14 protein-coding genes are annotated in these 17375 nt (G+C 71.3%); 8 read left to right on the top strand and 6 right to left on the bottom strand.

Annotation, left to right across the window (positions count from 1 at the left end):
- Positions 1-425: 425 nt before the first annotated feature.
- Positions 426-3653, top strand: a complete 3228-nt coding sequence (locus tag AMK19_RS31150; RefSeq protein ID WP_241844669.1) for a DEAD/DEAH box helicase — start codon at positions 426-428, stop codon at positions 3651-3653.
- Between the two features lie 438 nt (positions 3654-4091).
- Positions 4092-4532 (top strand): hypothetical protein, encoded by a 441-nt coding sequence (locus tag AMK19_RS37700; protein WP_241844670.1) that lies wholly within the window; start codon positions 4092-4094, stop codon positions 4530-4532.
- Here AMK19_RS37700 and AMK19_RS36245 read toward each other — a convergent pair.
- Together AMK19_RS36245 and AMK19_RS31165 are read right to left on the bottom strand one after the other, a co-directional pair.
- Entirely contained in the window at positions 4529-5011 is a 483-nt protein-coding gene (locus AMK19_RS36245) for a hypothetical protein (protein WP_073818294.1), read from the bottom strand. The two genes, AMK19_RS37700 and AMK19_RS36245, sit on opposite strands and share 4 nt — an antisense overlap.
- 77 nt (positions 5012-5088) lie before the next feature.
- Positions 5089-6135, bottom strand: coding sequence for a hypothetical protein (locus tag AMK19_RS31165; RefSeq protein WP_073818296.1), 1047 nt, complete (start codon positions 6133-6135; stop codon positions 5089-5091).
- A 425-nt stretch (positions 6136-6560) separates the two neighbouring features.
- On the opposite strand from AMK19_RS31165, the gene AMK19_RS31170 reads away from it, so the two are divergent.
- The 4 genes from AMK19_RS31170 to AMK19_RS31185 all read left to right on the top strand — a co-directional run bounded on the left by AMK19_RS31170 (position 6561) and on the right by AMK19_RS31185 (position 10755).
- Entirely contained in the window at positions 6561-6812 is a 252-nt protein-coding gene (locus AMK19_RS31170; RefSeq protein ID WP_143200498.1) for a hypothetical protein, read from the top strand.
- Between the two features lie 213 nt (positions 6813-7025).
- Positions 7026-7661, top strand: coding sequence for a hypothetical protein (locus AMK19_RS31175; RefSeq protein WP_073818302.1), 636 nt, complete (start codon positions 7026-7028; stop codon positions 7659-7661).
- Positions 7662-7675: 14 nt separating this feature from the next.
- Entirely contained in the window at positions 7676-10204 is a 2529-nt protein-coding gene (locus AMK19_RS35620) for a helix-turn-helix domain-containing protein (protein ID WP_073818304.1), read from the top strand.
- Entirely contained in the window at positions 10204-10755 is a 552-nt protein-coding gene (locus AMK19_RS31185) for a hypothetical protein (RefSeq protein ID WP_073818307.1), read from the top strand. The genes AMK19_RS35620 and AMK19_RS31185 overlap by 1 nt, the downstream gene beginning before the upstream one ends.
- Positions 10756-10939: 184 nt before the next feature.
- Here AMK19_RS31185 and AMK19_RS31190 read toward each other — a convergent pair whose 3' ends face one another.
- Positions 10940-11851 carry a hypothetical protein gene (locus AMK19_RS31190; RefSeq protein ID WP_143200499.1) on the bottom strand — a complete coding sequence of 304 codons (912 nt, stop codon included), beginning with the start codon at positions 11849-11851 and terminating at the stop codon, positions 10940-10942.
- 426 nt (positions 11852-12277) lie between these two features.
- Between AMK19_RS31190 and AMK19_RS31195 the strand changes: the two genes are divergently transcribed.
- Both AMK19_RS31195 and AMK19_RS31200 read left to right on the top strand, forming a co-directional pair.
- The gene (locus tag AMK19_RS31195; RefSeq protein ID WP_073818312.1) at positions 12278-12457 is read left to right on the top strand and encodes a hypothetical protein; all 180 of its coding nucleotides are present in this window, start codon (positions 12278-12280) and stop codon (positions 12455-12457) included.
- A 96-nt stretch (positions 12458-12553) separates the two neighbouring features.
- The gene (locus tag AMK19_RS31200; protein WP_073818315.1) at positions 12554-12874 is read left to right on the top strand and encodes a hypothetical protein; all 321 of its coding nucleotides are present in this window, start codon (positions 12554-12556) and stop codon (positions 12872-12874) included.
- Between the two features lie 102 nt (positions 12875-12976).
- Here AMK19_RS31200 and AMK19_RS31205 read toward each other — a convergent pair whose 3' ends face one another.
- The 3 genes from AMK19_RS31205 to AMK19_RS36250 form a co-directional block, all read right to left on the bottom strand.
- A complete protein-coding gene (locus tag AMK19_RS31205) occupies positions 12977-13921 on the bottom strand; it encodes a PIN domain-containing protein (RefSeq protein ID WP_073818318.1) in 945 nt (314 codons plus the stop codon).
- An 87-nt stretch (positions 13922-14008) separates the two neighbouring features.
- Positions 14009-16471: a DEAD/DEAH box helicase gene (locus AMK19_RS31210; protein WP_073818321.1), complete on the bottom strand. Its 2463-nt coding sequence runs from the start codon at positions 16469-16471 to the stop codon at positions 14009-14011.
- 220 nt (positions 16472-16691) lie between these two features.
- A complete protein-coding gene (locus AMK19_RS36250) occupies positions 16692-16844 on the bottom strand; it encodes a hypothetical protein (protein ID WP_158071966.1) in 153 nt (50 codons plus the stop codon).
- Between the last annotated feature and the right edge of the window lie 531 nt (positions 16845-17375).

Below are 17375 nucleotides of genomic sequence, written 5' to 3' on the forward strand. Positions count from 1 at the left end.
TGTCCTCGTCGCGGAGAGACAGGACAAGACCCAGGCTCCTCAGGGGTCGCCCGCAGTCGGGGCAGCTTGGCAGCTCAGAAGGGTTGTCCACGGCCGACAGGGTAGCCCACCCGATCAAGACGCCCGTTCGACTGACGCTCCTCAAGATCGGAACGACAACAGCCACTAACCCCAGCGCGGTTCCAACTCTCGCACCGGCGAACAACAAGGGCTCCCTGGCCCTCTGCGGTACACCGGAACACCAGCGGGATAGCATCACCACCTTGAACCGCGCCGACCGCATCCCGCCCGGCAGCGAAGGCGGCCAAATCGGCGCTGAGCACGAAGGTTCGGCCCCTGCCGCTGACGGCGCTACCGGCACGGGGCCGCGACACTGTCCGAGTGCCTCTGGTACGGGCGGCTACCCGGCTGCCACAGTGAGCACCGTGCACGAAACAGACACCGAGGCCAGCGATCTGACGGTCCAACAGCTCGTCCGTGACAAATGGGGGAGCGACCTGCCGGCCACAGGGCTGCAGCAGCGGTTCACCGAGCCGGGCTGGACCTACCAGGAGCAGGTGCCCCGCCCCTGCCCGCAGTGCGACGGCGTACTGCACTCGCTTCGCCGCCCGTACGAGTCCGCAGGGCGCAAGTACCGGTACGTCGCCATCGTCTGCCCCGCCTGCCCAACTGCGTTCACGCTCGCCGACCTCGGCGTGAAGACCTACGACAAACTCCTGCGCCCCACCACCCCGGCCACACCCGCGGCGGCCGCCGCCCCCGGACCTCGGCGTACAAAAACCCCTCCTGCGGTGACCGCCCGCGCCGCGGCACGGCTGGCGGCGGGACTCGCTACGGGCCCGTGCCCGAGCGGGCCCGGCGTGACCGTCACGGCGATCCGCCTGCCCCACCCCTCCCGCGAACCCGCCCCCGTGGGCCCGGCGCGGCCCGAAGACCTGCCCCTGCCCGCCCAGAAGGAGACGCGGGCCCTGTGGTGGGGAAAGATCACCAACCCCGCCCGGAACGTGCCCGAGCCCGCGCTGCGCGCCGCCACCGACGTGAGGGCCATCATCCCGGCGGGGGAGCGATTCGACACCCTGCGCGACACCCTCACCGGCCTCGGCGCCCAGGTGCGCACCGCCGCGCACTGGGTTGAGGACGAGGTGGTCACCACGGTGTCCGACCTCGGTGCGCCCGTCGAGCTGGCCGCCTGGCCCGGCGGCGCGGCGACACCGGCCGCGGGGCCCGCCGCATACGCGGCCCGGGACGCGTTCGCCGCCCAGTGGGACGCACTGGACGAGATCCCCGCCGGCGACACCGAGGCGTTCGTGCCCGTCGAGGACCTCGTCCCCGAGGTGTGGAAGACGCTGCTGCCCCACCCGGCGTTCAACCCGGTCCAGGCCGCCGCCGTCCCCACCATCACCGACGGCGACGAGCACGCCATGGTCGTCGCCCCGACCGGAGCCGGGAAGACCGCGATCGGCATGGTCGCCGCCCTCACCGCCCACCAGCGCGGCCGCAAAGCCGCCTGGCTCGTCCCCCAGCGCTCCCTCACCGACGAGCTCGACCGCGACCTCGCCGCCTGGCGCCGCGCCGGGCTGCGCGTGGTCCGCCTGACCGGCGAAGCCGCCGTCGACACCGACCTCATCCGCGAGGCCGATCTGTGGGTCGCCACCACCGAGAAGTTCGAGGCGATCTGCCGCGCAGGCTCCCTGCGCGCCGCGCTGGCCGAGGTCGGCTGCCTGGTCGTGGACGAGATCCACCTGCTCGGCGACCCCGTCCGAGGCCCGGTCCTGGAGGCACTCCTGGCCCGGGTCCGCGAGGACGCCACCCGGGTACGGATCGTGGGCCTGTCCGCGACCATCGCCAACACCGACCAGCTCGCCGAATGGCTCGGCGCCCGCCTCATCCGCTCGCCCTGGCGCCCGACCCGCCTGACTTGGCAGCTCCCGGCCATGCCACCGGACGCCGACGCAACCGACTGGGCGACCCGTAGCAACACCCGCACCCGCCGCACCGTCGACCTCGCGCGCCACCACACCGCCGACGGCGGCAGCGTCCTGGTGTTCTGCGGCAGCAAACGCTCTGTCCGCACCACCGCCCTCGCCCTCGCCCACGACCGCGGCGTCCACACCACCGGCGCCGACGCGGACGACAGCGACCTCGTGGAGCGCCTGTGCACCAAGGCCGGCGTGCGCCTGCACTACCGCGACTGGCCCCACAAACGCGAAGCCGAACAGGCCTTCCGCACCCGCCAGGCCGACATCCTCGTCGCCACCTCCACCGTCGCCGCCGGCGTCAACCTCCCCGCCCGCGCCGTCATCGTCCGCGACACCCAGATCGGCATGAGCCGCATCGAAGTGTCCATGGTCCAGCAGATGTTCGGCCGTGCAGGCCGCATCGGCGCCGGCGAACGCGAAGGCCACGCCTACCTGCTCACCGCCCCCAGCGAACGCCACCACTGGCAGGCACGCCTCGCCGCCGGATACACCGTCACCTCCCGCATCCGCGACCGGCTCCCCGACCACCTGCTCGCCGAGGCCGTCCAGAACCGCCTCGCCACCACCACCCAGGCCGAGAACTGGTGGAAGAGCACTCTCGCCTTCCATCAAGGCCACCACCCCCTCGACCCCCTCCACGACGCCACTGACTTCCTCACCGACACCGCCTACCTCACCCGTACCCCCGACCCCGCAGGCGGCGACGACCGCATCGAAGCCACCGAACTCGGCCGCCTCACCAGCCGCTTCATGGTCGACGCCGACCTCGCCTCCACCCTCGCCGACGCCACCACCCACCTCCCTGTCCCCACCGACCCGGACACCGCGGAAGACGCCCTCATCACCGCCCTCGCCACCCGCCTGCCCGCGCTCGAACAAGCGCCCTTCACCGACCGCGCCAAAGCCGAGCTCTACAACGTCCTGCGCACTCTCGGCCAACCCGACGGGACCGATCCCGCTGACGATGGCCAGGAAGAGGACGAGGACTGGCAGCCGGTCGCGGGCGACCTGGCCCGCGCCGTCCTGCTCCTCGTCGCCCGCGCACCCCGCGCCTTTCGCGGCCGGCCCGCCTACATCCGCGGCATCCCCGCCGACTCCATGGCCCCTGTCCTCGACGACGCCCAGCGCTACCTCGCCTGGCTGGGCGCTCAGGGCCCCCTTGCCACCGTCCACCCCTGGATCGCCATCACCACCGCCGACCTCGCCCAGCGCATCCGCTGGCGCACCCTCGGTCCTTCCCGTGGGGCTGGCCGGCTGCTGTGGATGTGCGAACAGATGGCCACCCCCGCCCACACCCACGCCCTGGTCCCCACCATGTGGCAGGCCGCCCGCGCCCGCGGCATCGACTCACCGGACTGGCCCGGCACCACCCCGCCCAGCAACTGCCGCCTCACCCTCACCGAATACCAGACCCTCCTCGCGTCCCGGAGCACCGGCACCGAGATCACCCTTCACACCGACAGCGCGAACATCCGCGCACCACGCGGAGCCACCGTGATCATGTGGAACGGAGCCGCGACCGGTCGCTATCCCGGCACCGGCGCTGCCCTCGAGGTCCGGTTCCCGGACCCGCACCAGGACGACTCGTCAGCGGGACACACCGGTGCCGCGGTCTTCACCCGGAGCGACCGGGCTGCGGCCGGCTGGGCGATCGCCTACAACGCGGCACGCTGAGGCGGATAGACCTGCACCCGCTTGTGTACGTGAGGCCCGAAGGGCCAGGGCGGGTGTGGCGCAGCGCGACGACGGACTTTACCTTGAGGCTGCCATGGGACTGGGCGAGGGCGCCGGCTGTGCTGGCCGCAGAGACCGCCTCCTGCGGGCGCTTCTGCGCGACCGTGGGTCGCCGACCAGGCGGGCGCGGGCAGGACCGAGGCGCCGAGCACGGCGCCGACGTCGACCACGAACCGGCTGCGTTCCACACGGTCAGTGTTCCCGCCCACGGCCGAGGCATGGCGGCGCTCGGCGGGCACCGTGAAGCCCATCTCCTCCAGCGGGACGCCGAGCAGGGCCTCCAGCACGGCCTGCTGCCCAGGGTGGGGCAGCGGCGGGTCGGGGGACTCCCAGCGGCGCAGCTGACGCACACTCACCGCGGCCGCTACGTCCAGCTGCTTGGCCATCGCGGCGAACGCCACGACGAAGGTCCTCGACACCGACAAGGGCCCGCTCCTGACCGAGGGCCTGCGCGCCATCGCGCTCAAGGCCGCTGTCTTTGCCCTCACGGGCGACGAGCGGGCCGCCGAGGTCGCGCTGCCCGTGCTGGTGGACGAGATGACCCACGCGATGATCGCCCAGCCGCAGCTGCTCGCCCGCATCGCCGAGCGCACCGGCTTCACCCTGATCCACCAGACCGACCAGGAGCACACCGACTACACCAGCGGCGGCTACACCCACGCCGCCTACCTCGCCGCCTGGGGCGCCGAGCCGCCCACCCGGTACTGGCTCGACAAGAAGGAGGTCGACCGGCGCCTGGCGATCCTCACCAAGAAGTACGACTCGATCGGGATGGGCCGCTCCGGCCGCGAGCACTCGATCTCGTTCGCGGCGGCCTAACCGCCCGACAGCACGCGGCGCAGCACCGCGAGCACCTCGGCCTCGGGAAACCTGCTCAGCGCCGCAGCCTCGGCGCCGGCCAGCACCTCGGCCAGATCCTCCGGCGCCGCGCCGCGCGCCAGTTCACCCACCCACGCCGCCAGGTCGGCCACGTCCTCCGGCAGGCCCGGCGGCAGGACTCCCGCGTACGGCGCGGGAGCCCTGCGCTCCCGGCTCTCCCCGCTCGGCGCCCCGCTTCCCCCGGCGGGCACCGGTTCCCCGTCGGAGGCGTACCGGCCCGGCGGCAGGCCCACCTTGTAGGGGTGCACGCACACTGGCACCCGGGCGGCGGTGTAGCGGAACCCGTCGGCCGGGTCGAACGGGCACTCCCGGGTCGGCCGCTCGAAGACGTCGAACCCGCCGGCCGGGAACCTCACCGACGGGCAGATCCAGCACACATCGTGGTCGTTGTCCTCATCCACGAACGGCTCGGTGTCCACGCCCCGAACCCTACCGACGGCCGACCCGCAATCTCGCGGGATCGGCCAGCGGCGCTCGGCAGCAACCTGCGGCCGGCTCACGGCCACACGACCTCGGTGACGCGGCCGCCGATGGGACGGCCCCAGTAGTTCGCGGCATCGCGCCTCTTGAGTACGGGTTCCACTACCCGGATCGCGTCGCGGGCGAAGGCGTCGGGGACGAGGGCGACCCGGTGGCACAAGAGGTCGCTGGGGTCGATGTTGAAGCCCTGCCACTTTCCGTCGTAGTGGCGCTTCTCGGGGCGTACGACGTCGATGAGCTCGAAGGCTTCGAGCGGCTGATGGGTTTCGTACGCCTCGCGGCCCAGGCCGTACCAGCCCTGCCGGGCCTGGCCCGTCACGGCGGCCACCTTGTGTCCGCTGCTGCTCTGCCCGCCGGAGAAGGTGAGGAGGTCGAACCACATCAGGAGGGCAGCGATCTCGCTCGTGGTGAGGGCGTGGATCCAGCCGCGGGTGAAGAACTCCGGCGGGAGCTCGATGCACGGCTCGGTCGGCAACGGCACGGTGTACGCGATGGCCGCCGCCTCGGTGCTGGCCGCGCTCTCGTGGAGCAGCTGGACGCTCGTGATCGGGTGGCGGGGGCTGGGTCGCGGGACGCTGACGAGGTGCAGGGACTCCAGCTTCTTCACGGCTTCCTTGAGCTGCCGGACCTTGTTGGTGGAGTCCGCCGCGTTCAGGATCCCCGAGTTCGCCGAGGCGTTGGCGGCGACGAGCGCCGCCCAGGACAGGCCGCTCGGGGTGGGCTCGATGGGGATGTCGTTGCGCCAGCGGTGGCCGGCGGTCGCCTGGCACTGGGCGGCGAAGAGCATGGTCAGGTGCAGCCGCAGTGCCACCCCTCTGGGAAGGATCATGCGGGCCGCCACCGGCCTGTCTTCGACGGGAAGCGGGTTCCGCTCGTCCACGACCGGGGCCATCCGCTCCAGTCGGTAGTACTGCCGACGTAGGCGGATCGCCGGAGGGCGTGTGCCGGTCTCCCACAGCTTCTTCGAGTCGCGGATCACCGCACCGTGCTCCCCGGTCTGGCGCAGCCGCACCAGGGCGTCCAACCGGACCTTGACCTTGCTGGCGGAGCTTGAGGCGGGCACGGACTCTCCGGATTGAACGCGCGGCAGGACGGTGGAAACGGCTTCCCGTAGCGCGCTCGGCCGCTGGTGCGCGGGCGATCGTGGGGCATGTACCTGGCAGGGGTTCCGTGACCTGTGGGAACGCTGCCAGCGGCCGCACCAGCCAAAACGGACGCGAACGGAATGAACGCTACGGATTGATCCTCATGGATGCCCAGCTAGCTAAGTTGTAAGTTAATAGGCCATCGAGGTAGCAGCGCTCATGAGGATCAATCCGTAGCACGATCATACCTGGGCCGCTCTCCCACGGGTGCATGGTTGGAGTCGCACAGAAAAGCGGGGCCGCAGCTCTAAGCCGCAGCCCCGCTCGACACACACGACCCAGGCGGCACACGCCGGCAAGCTCTGCCGCCACGGGTTGCAACCGGCTCCTAGGAGGACCCAACTTGCCAGACCAGGCTAACCCGAACCAGCCCCGCGAGAGCGCGGCGATCAACATCAACATGAGCGGAAACGCCCAGCTCAGCTTCAACGGGCCGCTCAACTATGCGGACCACGGCTCCACCAGCACGGTCACCACCACCGTGCCGGTGACCAGTGACACCACGGCGAAGAAGCCGTTCTGGCGGAGCGGCGTCTTCTGGGCCGCGGTCGCGGCGCTCGCCGCGGTAGCCAGCGCCATCGCGGCCTTCAAGTAGCCCAGCGGGGTCGGGGAGGCGCGCCTCCCCGACCCCGCCGCCGCTGGCTCCGCCCTCTCGGGCCTCGCCAACGCCGTCGGTGCCGTCCGCAAGCTGCGCCACCGTTTGGCCGCGGAGCAGCCGACGGTCCGGTGCTGCGCGCCCTTGCCTCTTTGACTCCAAGAGTGGACGGGCGTAGCATTTGGTTAAGTCCTACTGTTTGGGAGTTGTCTCGTGAGAATCAGCATCGGCGGCGAGCGGGTGGAGGTGCACGACGACCTCGCCCGGGCGCTGCTCGCGGCCCTGCGCGGGGAGCGGTTGGTGGAGCCGCCGCAGGCCTCCGCTTTCGACGACCTGACCGCCCTGGTTGCCTGCATCAGCCGCGTCACCCAGCACCTGAACGTGGTCAAGGAGCTGGCCATGTCCCGAGCGGACGCCAGCGACAGCTACTCCAACCGGCGCGCCCTGGGCATCGCGGCCGCCATGGCCCCCTCCCAGCTCGGCCGGGTCCTGGAGGGCCACGGGCTCCCGCGCGACCGCCGCGCCGGCGGCGTGGACCTGGCCGTGGCGTTCCGCACCACCGATGACGGCGTGCTGTACCTGGCCGCCGAGCAGGACGTGGCCGGTCTGCCCTCGTTCACCCTGCCGTTCAACCCCGCGCAGGGTGTGGTGAAGCCGACGGAGTTCGCCGGCCGGGAGCTCGAGTTCTACTACCGGCCCCAGGTCCCGATCGCGGTGGCCGACCTCGGACGGACCGCCGGCTACACCCTGCGCCCCGACCAGGGCCCGATCGCCTGCCTCACCGAGCGTGTCTTCGACGCCCTGTTCGGGGACCCACGGATCGACCCGACCCGACCCAACGGACGCTGAGGAGACCGGCCCTGATGTCGGATGACCTGTTCGACTCCGTGGATGCCCTGCTGGCGGCCGTGAACACCGGCCTGCCGCTCCCGGCTGAGCGGGCGCGGCTGCGTCTGGCGGCCGGGCTGACGCCCGCGCAGATCGCGGCGGCTCTGCGGGTGAACTCGACCCAGGTGAAGGGCTGGGAGGACGGGTCCGCCGTCCCGGGCCCGGACATCGCTCCGGCCTACGGGAGGCTCCTCGCGGGCCTGGCGGAGCGCTTCCCCGCGCCCGAGCAGCCCGCCGCCGCATCGTCCCCGGCCGTGCCGCAGGCGTTCACGGCGCCGGCGCCGCCCCAGGAGGCCGCTGACGGCCTGGTGGTCCCGCTGCTCGACCAGAACCCGGACGGCTCGCTGGTGATGGGCCCAGCCGCGCCGTGCGTGCAGTGCGGCCAGCCCTCCGTCTACCGCGCCCAGGGCCGCCCGATGCACCTGGGTGGGTTCTGCCGCCCCGCTGCTCCGGCGCCCGAGGCCGCTGCGGTGGTCACCCAGCAGCCGGCCCCGGCGGACCAGGCTCCGGCCGCCCCGGCGGACCAGGCTCCGGCCGCCCCGGTGGCCCCGGCGCCGGTTGCCGTCCCGGCCGCGCCCACAGCTGCTCCTGTTCCGACGCCGGTGCGGCCCGCGCCTCCCGCGTCCCCGGCCTTGCCGGCCAGGCCGAGCCCGGCGGCCGCGCGTCCCCACGCTCGCCCGGCCCGTACGACTCCGGCGCGCCTGCCCAGTCCGGCCGCCTCGGCTGCTGCTGCGCGGTGGTGGCCGGCGGTCGCGCTGGACGTCGCCCAGGATGGCGGCTGGGTGCTGGACGTCCCTCAGGTCCCGGCTCCGGCCGGTACCAAGCTGCCCGACTGGTTCGCGTGGCTGGGTACCGGGCTGCCGCTGCGAGTCGAGCGGGCCCACCCGGCCGGACGCGGCGGTGATGGCATGGTCTGCCTGACTGCTGGTGCGCTCAAGCAGCTCGGCCTGCCCGCGACCCTGCCTGGCACCGATAAGGCCCTGACCGCGCTGCACACCAAGCTCGCGAAGGCCGCCGCCGCGGTGGGCATGGAGCTCTCCGAGCAGCTCGGCCCGTCCTTCCACGTCTTCCGCCGGGCCGGGTCTGCCGGCGGACCGAAGACCTCGGTGCGGATCACCGTCGCGCCGTGGCTGGGCCAGGGCGACGGTCGCCAGCAGGCCGTCAGCGCCCTCGCGGGCCCGCTGGCCACCGCCCCCGACGGCACCCGGGACGGGCTCACCCTGGCCCGCCGCTACCGCGCGTTCACCGCCGACCTCGGTGTCGCCCCCGGCGCGACGACCGCCTCGACCGCGATGCTGCTCCTGGACGCGGTGCGCCCGCGCGTGGAGTGGACCAAGGACCAGGCGACGGGGGAGTGGTCCTCGCACCTGCGCGAGGGCGCCCTGCCCAGCGGCGACCTGTGCGTGCCGCCGGCCGCCGGGGCCCGCCACCCGCTCACCCGCGAACTCCTGGCCAAGGGCGAGGCGGTGTGCGAGGAGGAGGACTACAAGTGGTGGGCCCGCGAGCTCACCGAGCAGGAGGCCCGGCGTCCGTGGGCGGTCGCGGTCGACGTCTGCGCCAGCTACCTGTCCGTCACCGACTCCCTGCGCCTGCCCATCGGCCCGTACCGGTACGTGGAGAACCCGGCCTGGGACGGCAAGACCGCCGGCCTGTGGTGGGCGGATTTCACCACCACCGAGACCGACCCCCTGCTGCCGCACCCGGCCACCTTCCACGGCCAGCCCCCGACCGGACCCGGCTGGTATGCCACCGTGACGGTCGCCTACATGGCCACCACCTACGGCTTCGACCCGGCCACCATCACCGCCGCCTACCTGTCCACCCACACCGCCCCGCTCCTCAAGGAATGGACCGGCCGCATCCGTGCCGGATACAAGCGCACCTACGCCGACCTCGGCCTGACCGACGGCCAGACCCCCGCCGAGTTCCTGGCCGCCTACGCCGTCCACAAGGACACCGGCACCGACCCGGTCCGCGCGGACGCCCTGGTCCTCGCCGGCACCTACAAGAACGTCTACAAGGGCGGGATCGGCAAATGGGCCGACTCCGCACGCCACCTGGACGACCAGGTGTGGCTGGAGAAGGTCGCCGCCTCCTGGTCCTACGACCCCGCGCTGCGCTTCCACGTCATCGCCGCCGCCCGCATCGCCGCCCACCGCCGCCTGCGCAAAACCTGGCTGCTCACCGGCCGTGCCCCCTTCGCCGTCAACGTGGACAGCTACCTGTACGCCGCCGACGCCCCCTCCCCGCTGGAGCTGCTCCCGGTCAAGGACGACGGCACCCCGGTCCCCGGCGCGCTGCGCCTGGGCATCGCGCCGGGCAGCCACAAGCACGAGTCCTCGATCCCGCTGGCGGCCGTGGTCGAGGCGATGGAGCGCCGGGAGCACCCCTCCAAGCTGGTCCACCACTACGCCACCGACGGCACCGCGATCGGCCCGGAGCAGACCGGTGCCGACGGCGGGATTGCTGGCACCGACAACGACGATGAGGAAGGCGGGAACTGATGGCGGGCAAGGGGTTGTTCGGCCGGGTGCGCGAGGCCATGTTCCCCTCCCGGAAGGCGCCGGTGCAGCCCACGACGCAGGCCGGGCAGGTGCGGGAGCGCAAGTACGGCGGGAACACCAAGGCCATGGCCGCCGCCTACGGCGTCGCGCCGCGCACCGTGCTGCGCTGGATCGACGGCACCCGCCACCCAACCAAGCAGCAGCACGTCGACCAGCTCCAGCGCGAAGCCGTCGACGTGCAGACCACCGAGCGCGGCCGGGAGCGCAAGGCCAAGCAGCTGGCCCAGCGCGGCACCGTCTCCGGGATCGGGGCCCGGGTCGGCCGCGCCGTCAGCTTCGAGATCCGCGGCTCGGACGCCGTCCGGGCCCGCGACATCCACCTGAACCTGTCGGGCGAGCAGGCCGCCGCCCTGGCTCTCGCCGAGGACGAGGGCGAGGTACGGCAGATCGTCGGCCAGGCCCTCGCGGACTACTTCAACGGCGGCGCCGGCTACGGCGGCTTCACCGCCGACGACTTCGACTTCGACCCCAACGACTTCGACCTGAACTGACGGCTGGCAGCACCGGAGCGTCGCCCTTCATGGGGCACTTTCCGCTTCCTTGTACCAGAAACCTGTTATCAGTCTAAGAGCACCTGGACGGCGCGAGGGCGGTAGCACGGGGAAGACCTTCAGGCGACCGGCAGAGGCGCATCCAGCAGCCAGATTAGGCGAGAATTTGGGAAGCCAATCGCACCTATTTGAGCGCCTTAACTCGCAGAGTCGTCTCCATCATGACTTTATCCAATGCGTTTTTCCCGTACCCCACGAGCAACTGATACCTGTTAGGGTCGTAAACAGCTGGTGGCTCCGGCTGTGAAAAGTCGAAAACCGTGAAGTCCTCCTCGAGGAGCTTGGCGAGGGCAGCCTCATGCTCTGCCGCGCTCTGCTCGCTGACGGCCGTCGGCGCCTCCTTCTTCTGCTGCTCCGGCTTCACCGCGTCGCGGACGAGACCGAAGTCCCGCAGTCGGGCGCAGCCGTCCTCCCAGGAGTCGCGGCGCAGGCCCATCCGGCCGCGGCGGGCGGCGTACAGGTACACACCTTCGTCACGGTGCCTGTCCGGGTACTGATAGAAGAGCGACATCAGGATCAGCCACACCGAGATCTCCGCATCGCTCAGCACGTGGATCCAGCCGTTCAGGAAGAAACCGACCGGGACCGCGAACGTCGTGCCGTACTGCGCGTACGGCACGGAGTACGGCTCCAGCGTCTCCAGCCGACCCTTGCCCAGTTCGTTCAGCAACATGAACTGCTTGTAGTCCCAGGCGTTGCCCTTTCTCGGCATCGACACCAATGCCTGCGAGCTCTCCGAGCCCGACATCAACTCGTCCTGCGCACCGATGCCCTCCAGCGTCCGCAGGGCTGACTTCACCTGAATCAGGCGCTGGTTTGCCAGCGTCCGCCCCTGCTTGGTGTCCGGCAGGTACTTCTTGGCCTGGGTGCTGTAGGGCCCGTCGATCGCAACCAGATCCGCCCAGGAGTCTGGCCCGGACAACGGCCGGCCGCTGATCCACTTCTGGCCGGCTTCCAAGCGACACTGCGCCTCGAAGATCGCCAAGAGGTAGAACCGGAGCGCGAGTCCACGCGGCCGGATCAGCTGGGTCAGCACCGGCTGCCTCTTGTCCTGGCCTGGCAGCTCCAGGAGACCAATGCGGAATCGGATGTGCTTCGGCTGCCTTCCGGTACTCCACACCTCGTGCAGAGCCGCGTTTGCACGCCTGACCGTCTTGGACGCCTGTAGTTCTCCTAGTCGACGGGCACGCCGTTCGGTCCTCTTGAGCTCGCTGCTCATGCCACCCTCAACGTTCTGTCCCCAACGTTCTGACCCTCACATAAGTCTAATTAGGAATCTAAAGACTCTACTGTGCGGGTCAAAGCGTTGCTGGCGGGTCGTCAGGTGGCCTGTGCCTCGGCCGCAGACTGGATCCACGACCTGGTCCGAAGGGTCGGGTGGCCAGCCGTTCGCGGGAACGCGAACGGCCCCGGGGGCAACCGGGGCCGCTCTCAGGTACAACCGTTAGGAGCCTAACCCGCGATGAGCAACAAGCAGACCGAGCAGGGAACGCCCGAGCCCGAGCGGCTCTCGCAGCGCTGGGCGCTGATCCTGTCGGCGGCGGGGGGCGTCGGCGTCATCGGCTTCATCGCCGGGGGCCCGATCGTGGGCCTCGGCGCGGTCGCGGCGACCATCACCTTGCTGCACACCGTGATGGCCTAGAACTGGGGCTGGGGAGGCCGGATCCGGCCCGTTGCGCAGCACGGAGGTGGTGCGCAACGGTACGCTCCGGCCACCCTCTCGGTGAAGGAGTTGCCGATGCTGAAGAAGCCTGGCCTCACCCACGACGAGCACGTCCAGCTCGGGCAGGTCCTCGCGGGAATCCGCAACCAGCTCGGCCACGAGCGCACCGCCCTGCTGAACGCCTACCCACAGACCGGCACGAAGTCGGCCCCGGCTCATCAGCTCCGGGTCGCGATCGACGCGCTCGACAAGGCCCGGTACGCGCTGGAGAACGCCGCCTTCGCCGAGCACCCGGAGGAGGCATCGAAGGCGGACTACTTCCCGCCGACAGAGTGTCGCGCGGTGGTCGTGCTGCCGGAGCAGTCCGCCGGAGCCCAGCCGGTGCTGCCGACCTAATCCGCTGGCGGCCGGTCAACGAGACGAAGGCGGGCTGGCTCGGTTCGACATCACAGCTACCGAACCGAGCCGACCGCGCATCCTCCCACCTGCGGAAAGCGGTCAAGAGCCCTCAGCGGGCATCTCGGCCGGTCCGGCCCCCTCACGCTCCTCACGCTTCTGGCGCCGCTGTGCCCGTCGGCTCGTGCCCGCGGCTTCTTCGGTCGGCTCGTCCTCCAGAGGCCTGGTCAGCTTGCGGACAATCAGCATGGCCTGCCGGCCGCGCATGGACATCCCGGTGTCGTACGTGAACAGCGTGGTGTCGCCTGCCAGCGGTTCGAACGCGGCGGTCCGATCGACGATCTCGTCGTCCGCGTCCGGCAGCCGGACGTGGCCCCGCGGATCGTAGAGGATCTCCATACTCACCCTTCCGCCGAAGTCGCCCCCCTTCTGCAGCAGCCCGTACTGGCGGCGGGGGGACGGGAAGAGCCGGTCGATCACGGCCAGCGAGTAGCCGGCGCGCCAGCGGGTGTCCCTGTTGCTGGACTCCTTCAAGCGGTCCAGCTCGTCCAGGACGACCATCGGCACCACCAGGTTCAGCTGGGCGTCGTGGTCGTCCACCAGCTTCCCGAAGTCGATCTCTTCGAGCTTCTCCGGGTGCTTGATGTAGACGGTCGTGTCAAAGACGAGGTTCGACACTCCGATGAGCCGGTCCGCGATGGCCATCTGGAGCGTGGCCACCGCGGTCTCGAAGGCCTTCGCGCGCTGCCGCAGCTCCAGATGGATCAGCCCGTTGGAGAACCGGGCCGTGTCCGGCGCCGCCAGGACGGCGATGTTGGACATGATCTGCTCGTGACGGCGGGTCAGCACCAGACGGTCGATGTCCTGGGGGCTTATCTGGCCGTCCAGCAGCTCGACGGCGTCGTTCGCCCACTCCAGGTACTTCAGCGCGAGCTCCAGCGTCTCCCTGGGGCCGCTGGTCCATAGGTTCCCGACCGTGGTTGCGAGTGATCGCAGGGATTCGAGCAGGTTCTCCCTGTTGGTGCCTGGGAGTGGCGAGATCAGCATCCCAGGATCATCCCAACCGCGGTACTGTCCGGCATCCGGTTCTCCCGAACCAGGTGGTGCGCCCTATGGCCTTGCGGCCCGTGCCGTCTATTCCCAGCGCATGCCGAGTTGGGTGAGGCGTTGGGCGCGGTCGGTGGGGATGTCGGCGCGGCGGCTGCGGCTGTTGGTGATGAACAGGCCGAGGCTGATCTGCACGGTGCTCCCGTCGGACAGGGCCAGCGGCTCCTTGTGCTTGCGCGGCACGTTCAGGTGTCCCTCCTGCTCCCGGAACTGCGCGGCGGCCGCCAGGTTCCGGGCCTCCTTCTCCGCGTGCGTCACCTTCGCGGCCGGCTTCTGCTCCGGTGCCAGGGGTTCGAGTCCGAGGACGTGCTCCAGTGCCCACTGCTGGGCCGGGACGAGCTTGTCCCAGGCGACCTGCTGGGCGCGGCCCCACCCGGCGAGGTCCTCGCCCTGGACGACGATGCTGCCCGGCGCGGCCCCGGCCAGTGTCCCGCCGTCCTTCACGTGGCGCCAGGCCAGGATGAAGCACCGCCGCCATTCCACCGGCGACGGGCACCACCCCGCGTCGATCTCGTCCAGGGCGGCCTTGCGGTCGGCGGTCAGCGCGCCGGTCCAGTCCAGGCCGGTTTCGCCGGCCTCGGCCCGGCGCTCCAACGCCTCGGTGCGCCGCTGGGCGGTGCGCAGGTTCTTCATGATGGTCCCGACCGGCCGCCCGCCCCAGACCGCTTCGTTGGGCGGGCAGGCGTGTCCGTGCTCGGCCGCGTACCCGGCGACCGCGGTGAGGTTGTCGGTGAAGGCGGTGTCGAACGCGGACCAGATCATGCCCAGCTCGTCCAGCTCCTGGACGCGCTCGGCATCGAGGACGTCGGCGGCCTTGTAGCGGCGCTGGTCGGCCACCCACACCCCGAGCCGGTGCCCGGACGGCGCCCGGTAGGCGTAGGGCACCTTCACGTCGCCGAACTTCTCCCGGTAGGCGAGCAGCTCCTCCAGGCCCCGCCGGAACTCGGCCCGCTCCGGCTCCAGCACCCGGGTGCGCACGAAGGCGGCGATGACGGCCGGGTCGCGCTGGGTGGAGAACTGGAGCAGCTGCGCCTCCCCGGCAGCCGAGCGGCGCTCCTCCGGCTCCCCGGCGTGCCTGGGCTCTCTCGGCGGGCGGGTCTCGGACTGCGGCATGGCCAGGCGCTCCACGGCGGCCGCGTCGTGCGCCCGCAGCGCCATGAGCAGCTTGGACAGCCCGTCGTACGCCCGGGAGGTGAGCAGCTGGTCGCCGTTCTCCCCAGCGCCCAGCAGCACCGGTACCACGATCGTGGCCACCTTCCCGCTGCCCGGGTGCATCCGCAGCGCCCGCCCGACGGCCTGGACCAGGTCGACTATGGAGCCGCGCACGTCGGCGAAGAACACCGCGTCGCAGTCGAAGGTGTCCACGCCCTCGGACAGCACCTTGACCGAGGCCAGGATGTACCGCAGCAGCCGCCAGCCGTCCTCGCGGACCAGCGAGGCGAAGGTGCCCAGCACGGCCTGGCGTTCGGCCGGCGTGTGCTCGGCCTCCAGCCACGTCGTGCCGACCAGTGCCGGCTGCGGGTGCAGCGCCGGGTCCTGCTCCCACAGCACCCGCGCCACATCCCGCAGGCCGGTGCTCAGCGCCCGCGCCTCGGCCACCATGTGATGGAAGGACAGCACCCGCGACAGGTCCCACTCCGCGCACGCGGTCAGCAGAGCGGTCTGCAGGGCCGCCAGCCGGGCTCCCCGGTACTCCACCGACCGATCGTCCGCCCCGCGCTGCTCCAGGCCCTGGATGACCGGGTCGGAGACGTCCACGCACAGGATCCGGTACGGGGCGATCACCCCGTCCGAGATCGCGGTCCCGAGGGGGTAGTCGTGGGCGACCGGGCCGAACAGCGCCTCGTCGTCCATGCTCGCGATCAGCTCGGCCGCCTCGATCCCGGCCGCCGCCGCCCGCAGCCGATCCGTCTCCTTCACCGCCCACAACCGCGGCGTGGCCGTCATGAACAACCGTCGGTCACAGGGAATCCGGGCGTTGTCCAGGATCGCCGCCCACGGCCGACCTGCCTGACCGGAAGTCCGGTGCGCCTCATCCACCACCGCCAGCGAGAAGGCCGGCAGTCCGGCCTGGTGCGCCTTCTCCAGGTGCCCCAGGCCCAGCGAGGCGTAGGTGGCGAACACCGTCACCCGCCCCGGCCTGGCAGTCCACTTCACCAGCTCCGCCGGATCAGTGGTGCACCGCAGGCCCGGCGGCTGCTCGTTGCCCACCAGCGAGCACAGCCCCACCATCAGCCCGCCGTACCCCTCCCGCTGCCAGACCCCGACCGTCTGCTCCAGCAGCGGCAGCGAGGGCACGATCACCAGCGTCCGCTCCGCGTGCAGCCGCGAGGCGACGTGAACGGCTGTCAGCGACTTGCCCGCCCCCGTCGCGGCCCGGATCTGGCACCGCAGCCCCTCCGGCGGCACCAACCCCGACGCCGGAGGCGTCAGAAGTCGTACTGCCACGTCGCACGCCTCTTCCTGGTTCAGGCGCAATTTCTTCGCCATAACAACTGTCTCCCTTTTCCGGAATTCATGCGACGCGACATAAAAGCCGCAACGGCCTTTTCGAGGGCTTCCCGCATTCGACGGGAAGCCCGTTTTCCGCTGCGCCAGCTCAGCCCTCGGCCAGCCAGCCCCGGCCGCTGTCCAGGTCATCGGCCCGCTCGTCGTGCAGTGCGTGGGCGCACTTCGTGATCCACTCGCCGAACTCGGCGACCCGCTCGAACTACGAGATCAGCAGGGGTCCGGCGACGGCGAAGCTGTGCGGCTCCTGTGACATGTCGTCGGCGATGCCCGGGAACATCCGGAGCACCCGCCACAGATCGGCCGGTGCCGCCTTCTCCGGCTCCGGCAGCGCATTACCGTCAGCGTCTCGCACGATCACAGCAATCACCATCCATCAACGAGGATTCGTGTCCGGGCCCTTTGAAGAGGCGCCGAACCCGGGCGACCCTGCCGATTCCAGAGGCGCCCAGGGCCTGTCCAGCAATCCAGAGTCTAGCGGGCTGCTGTCTTTGATGCACGAGAACGGGCGAAGCCCGTCCCTGTATCACCCCAACGATTGACCCCGCCACCTGACCACCCCTCACCATCCCACCCGTCAAGGCGCGAAGCCCCCCACCCACCACCCCAGTCAGCCCGGGCGAAGCCCGAACCCGCCCCCATCCACCCAGGGCCGAAGGCCCCACCCTGACACCCACCCAACTCCGCAGCAAAGCGCGGAGTTGACCCACCACCACCCACGCGCGCGCAGCACCCGCCACCCCACCCGATCGGGCGCAGCCCGATCCGGCCGGCGCAGCCGGCCCCTGCCCGCGCGCAGCGCGGGCCAGCCACGGGCGAAGCCCGAGGCCCCCGGCCGAAGGCCGGGGCAGTACCGGCGGCGAAGCCGCCGCGCAGCGCCGAAGGC

It is taken from the genome of Kitasatospora sp. CB01950 (assembly GCF_001905465.1).
In the GTDB taxonomy this organism is placed as follows: Bacteria; Actinomycetota; Actinomycetes; order Streptomycetales; family Streptomycetaceae; genus Kitasatospora.